This window comes from Amaricoccus tamworthensis, assembly GCF_049800875.1.
Classification (GTDB): Bacteria; Pseudomonadota; Alphaproteobacteria; order Rhodobacterales; family Rhodobacteraceae; genus Amaricoccus; species Amaricoccus tamworthensis.
In genome coordinates this window covers 911,185-921,755 of sequence record NZ_JBNAFV010000001.1, presented here as the reverse complement: position 1 = coordinate 921,755, position 10,571 = coordinate 911,185, and the positions used below count along the sequence as shown (strand labels likewise).

Annotated in this window: 10 protein-coding genes; 4 read left to right on the top strand and 6 right to left on the bottom strand. The window is 59.8% G+C overall.

Annotated features, from left to right (window positions below):
- The first annotated feature begins 89 nt into the window (after nucleotides 1-89).
- Nucleotides 90-1,118 carry an IS110 family RNA-guided transposase gene (locus ACP15P_RS04385; protein WP_028720250.1) on the top strand — a complete coding sequence of 343 codons (1,029 nt, stop codon included), beginning with the start codon at nucleotides 90-92 and terminating at the stop codon, nucleotides 1,116-1,118.
- 396 nt (nucleotides 1,119-1,514) lie between these two features.
- Here the strand turns inward: ACP15P_RS04385 and ACP15P_RS04380 are convergent, their stop codons facing one another.
- From ACP15P_RS04380 to ACP15P_RS04355, 6 genes are read right to left on the bottom strand one after another with little or no spacing between them, the layout of a single operon-like run.
- Entirely contained in the window at nucleotides 1,515-1,787 is a 273-nt protein-coding gene (locus ACP15P_RS04380) for an amphi-Trp domain-containing protein (protein ID WP_424927275.1), read from the bottom strand.
- 26 nt (nucleotides 1,788-1,813) lie between these two features.
- Entirely contained in the window at nucleotides 1,814-3,157 is a 1,344-nt protein-coding gene (locus ACP15P_RS04375; RefSeq protein WP_424927274.1) for a metallophosphoesterase, read from the bottom strand.
- A gap of 25 nt (nucleotides 3,158-3,182) precedes the next feature.
- The gene (locus ACP15P_RS04370; protein WP_424927273.1) at nucleotides 3,183-3,866 is read right to left on the bottom strand and encodes a histidine phosphatase family protein; all 684 of its coding nucleotides are present in this window, start codon (nucleotides 3,864-3,866) and stop codon (nucleotides 3,183-3,185) included.
- Complete coding sequence (locus ACP15P_RS04365) at nucleotides 3,859-4,932, bottom strand: HprK-related kinase B (protein WP_424927272.1); 1,074 nt, start codon at nucleotides 4,930-4,932, stop codon at nucleotides 3,859-3,861. The genes ACP15P_RS04370 and ACP15P_RS04365 overlap by 8 nt, the downstream gene beginning before the upstream one ends.
- Nucleotides 4,929-5,810: a GAK system ATP-grasp enzyme gene (locus ACP15P_RS04360; RefSeq protein ID WP_424927271.1), complete on the bottom strand. Its 882-nt coding sequence runs from the start codon at nucleotides 5,808-5,810 to the stop codon at nucleotides 4,929-4,931. The genes ACP15P_RS04365 and ACP15P_RS04360 overlap by 4 nt, the downstream gene beginning before the upstream one ends.
- Nucleotides 5,803-7,440, bottom strand: coding sequence for an aminoglycoside phosphotransferase family protein (locus tag ACP15P_RS04355; protein ID WP_424927270.1), 1,638 nt, complete (start codon nucleotides 7,438-7,440; stop codon nucleotides 5,803-5,805). The genes ACP15P_RS04360 and ACP15P_RS04355 overlap by 8 nt, the downstream gene beginning before the upstream one ends.
- 152 nt (nucleotides 7,441-7,592) lie before the next feature.
- On the opposite strand from ACP15P_RS04355, the gene ACP15P_RS04350 reads away from it, so the two are divergent.
- From ACP15P_RS04350 to ACP15P_RS04340, 3 genes are all read left to right on the top strand, one after another.
- Nucleotides 7,593-8,777, top strand: coding sequence for a GAK system CofD-like protein (locus tag ACP15P_RS04350; RefSeq protein ID WP_424927269.1), 1,185 nt, complete (start codon nucleotides 7,593-7,595; stop codon nucleotides 8,775-8,777).
- A 102-nt stretch (nucleotides 8,778-8,879) separates the two neighbouring features.
- Complete coding sequence (locus ACP15P_RS04345) at nucleotides 8,880-9,047, top strand: hypothetical protein (RefSeq protein ID WP_424927268.1); 168 nt, start codon at nucleotides 8,880-8,882, stop codon at nucleotides 9,045-9,047.
- A gap of 4 nt (nucleotides 9,048-9,051) precedes the next feature.
- Nucleotides 9,052-10,569, top strand: coding sequence for a CHAD domain-containing protein (locus ACP15P_RS04340; RefSeq protein WP_424927267.1), 1,518 nt, complete (start codon nucleotides 9,052-9,054; stop codon nucleotides 10,567-10,569).
- Nucleotides 10,570-10,571 lie beyond the last annotated feature (2 nt).

Sequence of the window (10,571 nt, the reverse complement as noted above, 5' to 3'; positions counted from 1 at the left end):
GAGATGGGGTGGATGCCGCTCTCACCCTGACGGCATCGCGATGTGCCATACTCGTGGTGTCGAAGCACAAGCTGAAGGAGAGGGCATCCATGGAAGAAGTTAGCATTATCGGGGTCGATCTGGCAAAGAACGTGTTCCAGCTGCACGGGGCGGCAGCGGATGGGGTGGTTGTTTTCCGCAAGAAGCTGTCGCGACTGCAGTTTGCGCGATTCATGACGGACCATCCCGCATGCGACGTGGCGATGGAGGCGTGTCCCAGCGCGCACCATTGGGCGCGGGAATTGTCCGCCTACGGGCACAGCGTCCGGCTCATTGCGCCGCATTACGTCAAACCGTTCATCAAGCGCCAGAAAAACGACGCCGCCGACGCGGAAGCAATCGTTGAGGCAGCGATGCGTCCGACCATGCGGTTCGTCGAACCCAAGACCGAAGCCCAACAGGCCCGGGCGGTGGCGTTTCGCGCCCGCGAGCAGATCGTGAAGCAGCGGACCGAAGCGATCAACGCCCTTCGCGCGCACCTCTATGAATTCGGGCATGTGGCGCCGGAAGGGGTCGGATATATCCCGCGGCTGGCGAAGGTGGTCGAGGATCCTGGTTCGGGCCTGCCTGACCTGGCGCGAGACATCTGCCGCATGGTTCTGGAGCAGATCGAACTGTTGACGTCCCGCCTTACCGCAGTCTCGGCAAAGCTCGCCGCCGCGTCCAGGGCGGCCGCCATGCCCCGGCAGTTACAGACCATGCCGGGTGTCGGACCGATCACTGCGCTCGCAGTCGAAACCTTCGCGCCGCCGATGGACCAGTTCCGGCGTGGCCGCGATTTTGCAGCTTGGCTCGGGTTGGTGCCGCGGCAACATTCTTCTGGCGGAAAACAGAGGCTGGGGAAAACATCGAAGATGGGGCAGCGGGACATCCGGCGACTGCTTGTCACCGGCGCGATGGCGGTGGTCCGCTGGGCGCTGCGCCGTGGCGCACCGCAAAATCCCTGGCTTGAGCGCATGCTGGAACGCAAGCCACCGATGGTCGCAGCCTTCGCGCTGGCCAACAAGATGGCGCGCGGCATTTGGGCGATGCTGACGCGCGGCGAGGACTATCGCGATCCGGTGATGGCCACCGCCTGATCGGGCGCGTCGGCAGGAACGGAACGCAGAGTTGTGAGGAAGGCATGATCCGAATGGGCAAATGATCGACATGATCCGGGTTGGGCAAACCAGGAACCTTCTCAGAGCTTCGAGCTCGCTGTTGGAGATTTGGCCCCGGTCCGCGCATCACCATCCCGGCCAGCGGCATCTATCGGGCCGCACTAACAGGCCTGACAAGAGTCCGCACTCGATCACATGTCTAATGTTCAGAAATTCCTTGCAAATGAGGGCGGCATCCACAAGAGAAGGTTGGATATCAGGCCCATCCCCTCCGCCACTATCATCAGCGAAAGCGTTCTCCCGATTCGGCTGCGGCCGGATTCTTCGCAGTCTGCCGGCCAGCCGATACGCACCACACCCATGCCGCCAGTGAGGTCAGCTCTCTATTCTCGGTTTGCCCTTTTTGGGGCCTGGGGTGGTTTTGGGGTCGGGCCAGGTGACGCGGAGGCTGACGGCGCATTGGCCGTCGGTTCGTTCGCCCTTGATGCGGACAGTCATCAGGTCGGCGGTTTCAAGAAGCAGCTCATTATCCTCGTCGCCGAGGGTCATTTCGCCTTTTGAGAAACCTCTGGACAGAGCGTTCAGCAGGGATTTGATGGTTTTGGCGTCCTGAAGGGACTCGTGGGTAAATCGCTTGTCAGCGCTCATGTCTAAATCCGGTCAGATGTGTTGCTTTAGGCTGGAGCCACCAGCTCGCCAAGCTCACACCGGTCGGCATGGATGGCCATGCGTTCCGGGGCGAAATGCTTCGCGTGCGGGTAGTCCCGGCTGAGACCGATCACATCTCCCGATGGAAAGATCAAGGTCGCACCGGCGCCTATTCCGTCGAGACCCTCAAGTGCGCGGGAGGCTCGGTCCAATGTAATGTCCCCCTCGAGATGCAACATCCCGCTTTTGGCCTGCAGGCGCTGGCCCTCATGGCTGTTGACGTGTCCCTGGACGACCATGTGAAGCCCGGCGCGGTGCAGCGTCGCAACGCCCGCTTCCGTCAGGGTACAGTCGGACCGGCGGTATTTGGTTCGAACGAGATTAGCGAGGGGACCGAAATAGAAACCCAATGTGGCATCTTCGGCGGCACGTCGATAGGCGGAGTTGATCGCCTCGACACCATTTTCCACCAGGGCATGGCACATGTCGTCGCAGAGGCCGGCATGCACGAATACGATGGAGCCGCTTTGGGCGACCGCCTGCATTCGCTCGTAGAACCAGGCGTAATGGCCGTTGGGTTCAATGAAAATGTCATGGCATTTGCGAAGTGCGGCCAGAAGTTCACGGTATGTCATTCCGTGACGGGCGCAGTCGGTTTCAAATTTGCCAAGTTTCTCGGAGAGTTTTCGGGTTTCCTTGTCGATAACCTGCGGCCGCAGTTCGTCACGTGCCGCCCGTTCAAACCGCGCGGCCCATCCCGTACCGGGGGTCAGCAGTGACCTGCAGGTTTTCTCATCCGGAACGGCTTCAAGGTCGAGGGGTGTGACAAACCGGTCGAGAACCTCGCGCAGTGCGGGGAGGATTTTTCGGCCCATTCGAACAAAAAGATGCTCGTTGAGTGCGGTTCGGTTGCCGCGCACAGATCCGATGGCCATGCGCATGCGCAAATCGTGGTTTCCGGCAAGGATGGTCAGGTAAGCTCCGGTCTGTAGCACGGATGCGATCGCGTCGAGGAGAGCCAGATTGCTGGGGCCCTTGTCAAGCGTGTCACCGCCTAGAACGATGTGCGCTCTGCGTCCAAAAGGTGTGAGTTCGATCCGGCCATTTTTGCGCAGGATCGCGCCGGCCGCGATGAGGGACCTGAGGAATCCCTCGGCGTCGGCATGGGGGTCGGATACGAAGATGACCGGCCGGTCGGGCCAGTGCCAACCGCCACTTCGGCTGGCGCGTGTTAGGCAGTCGGCAACGGAGCTGTTGGTGGCATCGTGCCACGGACCAATTCTGCGGGGGAAATTTTCCAGGCAGGCATCAGTGTCGAACACTGGGGGAAGCAGAACATCATTGCTATGAAAAGTCGTCTGATTGTTCATGTGAGCCCCCTGTTCTTCCTCAAGGTCAATCCCTGGGCGTCGCCCCCGGTTCCCTGATTTTCCATTCACCTGCCACGTGCCGCCATTTTGCATCGTTTTGATGACAGATCAGTGACGGCTGGGCATGAAACATGGAGAGGCGTGCGATTTCCTCGTGGGTCAGGATGCCAAGGTGATGGCAGGCATGACGGAACGAGGCGCCGTGTCCGACATGAAGCGTAAGTTTGCCGGGCTGTCCGCTGGTTACCAGATGCCGGGCAACACGAGCGCCGGCCATCATCAGGCTTTCGGCCCCTTCGAGGGGCAGGCGGTAATCGCTGTCGGATTTCCAGCCTTGCGGTGGCGTCTCAAAGCGCGGGTCCGCCTCAAGCGCGGCTTCGATTTCCGTGACGGTCAGGTTGGCTGCACTGCCCAGCCCCCGTTCGGCAAGTTCAGCGGTTTCGCGGATCTCCGTGATGTCATGGCCCAAATCCCGCAGGGTTTCCGCCACCACCTGCGCAGTTTGCCACGCACGGAGTTGGTGCGAACAGTAAATGATTGCGGATGGGCGTAACCCGAGTTCCTTCACCGTCCCATCCAAAACGGTTGCGCCTTCGCGGGCCTGGGCTTTCCCGGCCTCGGTCAACGCCCAGGGCTGTCGGGCTGAGGGAACCCCCTTTCTCTGGGCGTAGTCACCGTGGCGGAAGAATGCATGGTAACACTCAGCCATCGAACAGGGCTTTGCCTTTGAGGGCGAGGGCATCGAAATCAACCCGGCCACAGACTTCGCAAACGGTGACACCGCTCAGGGCCTCAAGATATGCCTCCGGGTCGGGCTGGCTGCCGTTTGGCTCGAAGCTGCCGTCAGAGTGTTGATGGAAGGGCCCTGGGCTTTTCATAATCGCAGCCAGCAGGTCAGGGCGGTCGGGGAGACTTACGGGCGATATACTGGTCGGAGTGTCGCTCTGGCGGGACCAGTTCAGTACCCAGAAGTCGGTCAGGGGGCCTTTGAGCTGCAGTTTTTTTGGCCCGTAGACTTCGGGAACCATGAGGTCGTACTTTTCCTCGAGTTCCCAGAGCTCGGAAGCGGGCAGTGATTTGAGTTCAGCGACCCGTTCCTTAGTGAGCATGTGGGTCAGCCGAGGGTTGCCGAGGATCGTGCCCGGATTGATGCGGGGGTGTTTCGGAATGCCCAAAGCTCGGGGCGGATTTCCCTGTTTGATGAGGACCCGGTCGTTGGACAGGAAACGGGTGCTTTCGAGATCCATCATGCGCAGGATGGATGTGGATTTTCCTCCGCCGGACAGCCCGGATATCGCGAGGGTTCGGTTGCCGTCGGTGACCGCAGCAGCGTGTGCCAGCTGCCATCCTTCGCGGAGGCATTTGTTCAGGATTTGAGTGTTGATGAAGTTGATCGCGGTGCTTTCATTCTCTTCCAGAGGGCCGAGCGCGATAGCAATATCGGAGGATTGAACGAACGTGACGCCGCTGCGGACCTTGCGGACCAGACGGGCATCGCCGAGGTCGAAGATCGCGTCTTTCCGGCCGCTTTTGCCGGTCTCGCGCCGCCAGTCCGACCAGTCCGGCTCAAAGGGGAGCGACTGTCCCGGCAGAAGCCGCACGGTCAGGGCCGTGCGGTCGGGGGGTACGATGACGTCGCGGAAATATGTCTTGAGCTGACTGCGCAGGGGCTCCGGGGCGTACACCGTGACGGTGACGTGACCGGCCCGCAGGGAAAAGGGCTGTTCGCCCGCAGCATCCGAATCCAGTCTAGAGAGTATTTCCGCAAGCGTCATGCTGATACTTCCGCAAGCACATGGTCTGCGACCATCCCGGCGGCGTCGATGCCGCAGCCTTTCAAGGCGCCGGAGTATCCTCCGAAAGCCGACACCTCGAAAACGATTGGGCCCTGCGGCGTCAGTGCGATATCGACTGTCGTAAATGTCAGCCCAAATGGCGCCTGCGCCTTTTGCCCGAGTTCGATGAGCTCGGGGTCCGGGTCAAAGGGGGCGTATTTTCCGCCGGAATGGATTGTGGTGTTCCAGCTGTCGGTTTGGCTGACCCGGGCATAGGTGCAGACGTATTCGCCGTTGAGAAAGACCATGCCGAGGTCATGGCCGGACAGGTCGGCCTTCTGCTGCACATACATGACGGGGTTGTCTGCTCTGAACCCGGCAATCTTCGCGTCGGCGTCTGGTGCTTCGGCCTCCAGCAGGACCATGCCCCGCGCCTTTGTGGAGAACAGTGGCTTGAACACGGCGGCTCCGAAGCGGTCGAGCGCGTCACGGGCCGCAGCCACATTTTCCGTAATCACTGTCGGCGGCATTGGGATACCTGCATTACGCAACGTGACCGTGCAGGCCAGTCGGTCCATCAGGCGGATCACGTTCTCCGCAGGGCTGAACACACGGACGCCTGCCGCTTCCGCGACGCGCAGCATTTCCAGACGGTCAAGTGCGTCCGGGCTGTATGTCTCGGCCACCTTTTTCAGCACCAGGCCATCAAGTTCGCACACGTTCACCCCGTCGCAGAACAGCGCGCCTGCCGAGAGATCCAGAACGGCGTCACCCATGTCGATTACCTGGCTGTAGCCCGTACGGTCGGCGAAGGCTTTGGCCAGCGTTTCGGTGGACCACTTTCCGGGGGTGCCGATCACCCCGATGCGTTTAGTCATGAAACAGTTCCTTTATGGGCAGCCTGAACCGGGCCTCACGCCCTTCCGGCACCTTCAGCAGGGTCTCAAGTATGTAACGGGCCCGCATGAGCATGCGCTGGGCGTGTTTTTGATCGACCACGAAACGCGTTGAACTGGCAAAACTCCGGGCCAGTCCGAGTGCGAGACGGTATTCGAACGTGACGTCCTTTTCGCGACGGGCGAACTTGGTGGCCATCGCGTGCATGTCAGCCGCGACCCGGGCGATGCGGATGCGGGTGGCATTGTCGAGAACCTGAAGCCGGTAGTTCGACACCATGAAGACCGAAACATCCTGGGCATAATCCATGTATCGCGACCGGTGCAGGTCGATGAACCGGATCTTTTTGTTCACCGCATCGTAGATAACGTTGTCGAGGTTGAAATCACCGTGGATGTAGACGGAAAACGGTGCGGGCAGACGAGCCTCCCGCGCCTGCGCTTCCTCAACCAGCTCGTCGAAATCAGCGACCTTAACACCGTTCAGGTTTTGCGCGCCTCCCGCCCGGTGGGGATGCAGGCGGTACACATCGGGCATGCGTTTGGCCAGCTGCTCCATCGCGCCCATTTCAGCCGGTTCGTCGGTTCGCGTTGTCCGCCAGATGTCCCGAACGGTTTTGTGCAGAGCCTTGGACGCGGTCGCGAGAGCCGCATCGTGGCCACTGATGACGATGTCCTCGAAGGTCTGGCCCTCAAGATGTTCGATCAGCAGTGCTGCCGATCCGCCGTTCTTTTCGTAGGACAGAATTTCCGGAGCCAGCCCGGGATAGACCGAGTTCCAGCTTTTTACGCCAACTCGCTCCTGTTTCACCTTCCGGCGGTCGCCATCCTTGAACACCGCCGGTACCGGATTGCCGTCGGTGTCCTTCACGCTGACACTGGAAATGGCGGAACCGGAACGGGTTTCGGCCAGGGGTTTCAGAGTGATTTTTTCTTTGTTTGAAACTCCATTGAGCACGCTGCGAAGTGTAAAGTAGCGCTCGAACTGCACGTTCTGACCGATATTGATGGACAGAATGGCCTCGGAGATGCCCTGCAGGGCCTCCCCCATGCGCGTGACCTCATTCAGGGCCAGCAGGGCGTAGGCCAGGTCCTCGGTGTGTTTCGTATCGGTCATGTCTCGGGTGTAGGTCCGGAACAGGCGGTCGTGGAACACCGTCAGTTCCTTGCGGGCCTGCCCGATTTCCACGGCGCGTTTGCTGTTGCCGCTGTCGAGTGCGCTCTGAATTGTCGCGACCGTGTTGCGCACCAGGGTGAGCGGCGGCACATAGGCATCGGCGCGAAGCAGTTTGACGCGGTTTATCTGTTCCGCCTGATCGACGGCGCGTCGGCCCAGCCGTGAGAGCAGATCCAGGTTACGCGCGATCGTATCGATGCCCTGGAGGCGTAGGGTATCCGGTTTCTTCTTCCGGATCATTGCGGTCAGGCAGGCCTTGCGAACCCGGGCGGACAGATTGCTTGAGTAGCCGGCCCTTTGCATCAGTTGCGATGCGGCTGCCTCGCGGGGGCTGCCAAAATAATCCGCAAGACGTGACAGTTGTCCGTCAATTTCCGCGAGCAGAAAGGACATGTTCTCAGCAATTGCGTCAGGCTGAGTGGCTGTATTTGGCACGTATACTGCTCCTGCGGCGTTGTTCTCGCCCCTTGCGCGGGGTCTATGCCAGTTTCCCGTCAGTTCCGTAAAGGAAAACTTCCATCCGGGGCCGTTTGCGCGCCATAAAACCCTCAGATGAGGTTGGCTTGCCAACGGCGCCGGAGATCAGAATGAAAACCACTCCCATCAACGTGCAACGCCAGGTGCTCCTGCCTGATGACCTGCGTGTCGCGCGGGCGGAGAGCGCCCCCCATCTTGGCCCGCGTCTTTTGTTTTTTAGTGGGGGCAGTGCGCTCAACGGGATTGCCCGGCGGTTGAAACACTACACTTTCAATTCGATGCACCTGATCACGCCATTTGACAGCGGTGGCTCGAGCCAGATGTTGCGGGAGGCCTTTGACATGCCCGCCGTGGGTGACCTGAGGTCGCGTTTGATGGCGCTTGCTGACGAGACGGTGTTAGGTCAGCCGGACGTTTATGCGCTGTTCAGTCACCGGTTGCCGAAAGACGGCAACGCGGATGACCTGCGTGCGGAGGTTGCCCGGATCCAGAGTGGCAGGCACCCGCTGATGGCGGCAATAGCCCGCCCGATGCGTCAACTTATCCGGACCCAGATCGACAGTTTCATTGAGTCGGTTGACGATACGTTTGACTACAGAAACGCGAGCATCGGCAATCTTATCCTGGCTGGCGGTTATCTCAGCCACGGCCGGGCTCTGGAGCCGGTCCTTTTTCTGATGTCGAAAATGGTCGACGTGCGGGGCACGGTGCGGACCATTGTTGATGAAAACCTGCATCTTGGCGTTACTCTAGAGGACGGGCGCAGGGTGGTTGGACAGCGCGCACTCACTGGGAAGGAGGTTGCGCCGCTGGACAGTCCGATCCGGGAGGTGTTCCTGGTGGGGACGCTCGATACAACCAACCCAGTTGAGACAAAGCTGCCAAAGCGAAACCGAAAGCTTATCGAGCAGGCCGAAATCATCTGCTATCCGCCCGGCAGTCTCTATTCCAGCGTTGTTGCCAACCTCTTGCCGGAAGGCGTGGGCAGGGCCATTGCTCGGCGTTCGGTGCCCAAGGTGTACCTGCCCAGTCTGGGTGAGGATCCCGAAGCTTTGGGCTACAGCTTGGCAGACAATGTTGGCGCAATTCTGAAGCCTCTCCTGCGGGATGCCGGAGATGTGCGGCCGCGGGATTTGATGACGCATGTTCTGTGCGATGCGGGTGTTTCATCGGAAATTTGCGGAGAGGTTACGGAACGTTATGGCGTGCCATGTGTTCGTCTTCCTCTTAGCAACAGAAACAAGCCCACATATGACGTGGACCGGGTATCAAGGGTGCTGGTATCATTGATATGATTTTTTACTCGCCAGTCGCAGGAGATGTGTTGACCTTTCCGCGGCGTTCACAATAGTGACGTCATTATGTCATAGTCGAGCGCACGCGGAAGGAGCCCGGGCATGGCTAAGACCAAAAAGGACGACAACGGCGAGCGTAAGAACACATCGCTCAGGTTGAGGAGCAGGACGCTGAAGGCGCTGAAAATTCGTGCCATCGAGGAAGACACAAGCGTTCAGGGGATAATCGAGCGGCTGGTTGAGGATTACCTCGCCAAACCGGGAAAGTAAGGAAATGACTTCAGAGCGAACGACGTTTGCGCTGCCGACCAAATCGGTTTCGGCCCTCGTTAAGGAGCGCGCGGGGAAACTGTCCCCCGTGATCATTGACGGGGACGAACCACAGAAATTCACGATCTTCGATACATTTGAGCACAACGTGGCAGGCCGTCACGTCGCCCTGCTGGAAGTTGGCGGGGAGTTCCTGTTGCTCAGCCGAAATGGCGCCCTTCTTACACAGACGTCAAAGCGCGGGGGCGATTTTGTGGCGGATCTCGCGGAGGGCCCAGTCAGGGATGCGTTGTCCCATATCACACCGCTGCGCAGTCTGCTGCCGCTGGGGCAGGGCGAGGTGCAGCAGACCGCCGTTGCTTTCGTCGATGACGAGGAAAAAACCCAGGCGAGGGTCAGTGTTATGCAGCTGTCCGGACCGGATGGCGATGGCATCGCCATCGTTGGCCTGAGCGGGCTACGCGGTTACGACAAGGCTCTTGATCGGGTTAGGGCGGAAGTGGAAGCGATTGGCGGGACGACCCTCGACGCCAGCAGTATTTACGCGCGCCTGTTGCCTGGCGTTACACCGTTTGTGTCGCGGCCCGACGTGCCGCTCGAGGCTGACCAAACCGCGTTTGATACCGCAACGGCCGTGATTGCCGCTCACCTGCCTTTGGCGCGGGTGAATGAGCAGGGCACCATTGACGATACTGACACGGAGTTTCTGCACCACTACCGTGTGTCGCTGCGGAAAATCCGGTCGGTCATCAGTCTATTCAAGGGTGTTTACGATCCGGAACAGACGGCCAGCCTGAAGGACCGTTTCTCGGCACTGATGGCAAAGACCGGCAGGTTGCGTGATCTCGACGTGTATCTGCTCGAGCGGGATGATTTCTACGGTCTCGTGCCGGAGACGGTGCATGGCGGCCTTGATCGCATGTTCAAACTGTTTGAGGCTGAGCGGAGCGGCGAGTTGAAAAAACTGCGTAGCCACCTCCGCAGCGATGCCTATGCTGCGGAAATGAAGAGCCTTGAGAAGCTTTTCAACAAGCGCAAATCGCTTAAACCCGGGCCGAGCGCGGACCGGCATGCGCTGGATTACGCCGCAAAGCTGATCTGGAAGCGGTACCGCAAGATTTGCACCATCGCACAGGGCATCACGGACGCCACGCCGGATGAGGAAGTGCACGAGTTACGCATCCAGTGCAAAAAACTGCGCTACCTGATGGAGTTTTTCCAGCCGCTCTATTCCGACAAGGCGATCAGGTCACTGATCGCGTCCCTGAAGAAACTTCAGGAGACTCTCGGAAACTTCAACGACTTCGCGGTGCAGCAGGAAAGCCTGCAGGCGTTTTTGAACACGCTGGATAAATCGACCGACGAGGCTCTGGAAATTGCTCAGGCGGTTGGTGCCCTGACCGCGGTTCTTCACCGTCGGCAGCTGGAGGAACGGGACCAGGTCACGGGTCGGTTCAGGCAGTTCAACAGTCCCGAAACCCAGAAGTCGTTCCGCGATTTGTTCCACGGAGGTAAAGCCTGATC

Coding starts and splice junctions, on each gene's coding strand:
- ACP15P_RS04370 (WP_424927273.1), bottom strand. CDS start 3,866: ATGGCTGAGTGTTACCATGCATTCTTCCGCCACGGTGACTACGCCCAG.
- ACP15P_RS04380 (WP_424927275.1), bottom strand. CDS start 1,787: ATGAGCGCTGACAAGCGATTTACCCACGAGTCCCTTCAGGACGCCAAA.
- ACP15P_RS04345 (WP_424927268.1), top strand. CDS start 8,880: ATGGCTAAGACCAAAAAGGACGACAACGGCGAGCGTAAGAACACATCG.
- ACP15P_RS04350 (WP_424927269.1), top strand. CDS start 7,593: ATGAAAACCACTCCCATCAACGTGCAACGCCAGGTGCTCCTGCCTGAT.
- ACP15P_RS04375 (WP_424927274.1), bottom strand. CDS start 3,157: ATGAACAATCAGACGACTTTTCATAGCAATGATGTTCTGCTTCCCCCA.
- ACP15P_RS04385 (WP_028720250.1), top strand. CDS start 90: ATGGAAGAAGTTAGCATTATCGGGGTCGATCTGGCAAAGAACGTGTTC.
- ACP15P_RS04340 (WP_424927267.1), top strand. CDS start 9,052: ATGACTTCAGAGCGAACGACGTTTGCGCTGCCGACCAAATCGGTTTCG.
- ACP15P_RS04360 (WP_424927271.1), bottom strand. CDS start 5,810: ATGACTAAACGCATCGGGGTGATCGGCACCCCCGGAAAGTGGTCCACC.
- ACP15P_RS04365 (WP_424927272.1), bottom strand. CDS start 4,932: ATGACGCTTGCGGAAATACTCTCTAGACTGGATTCGGATGCTGCGGGC.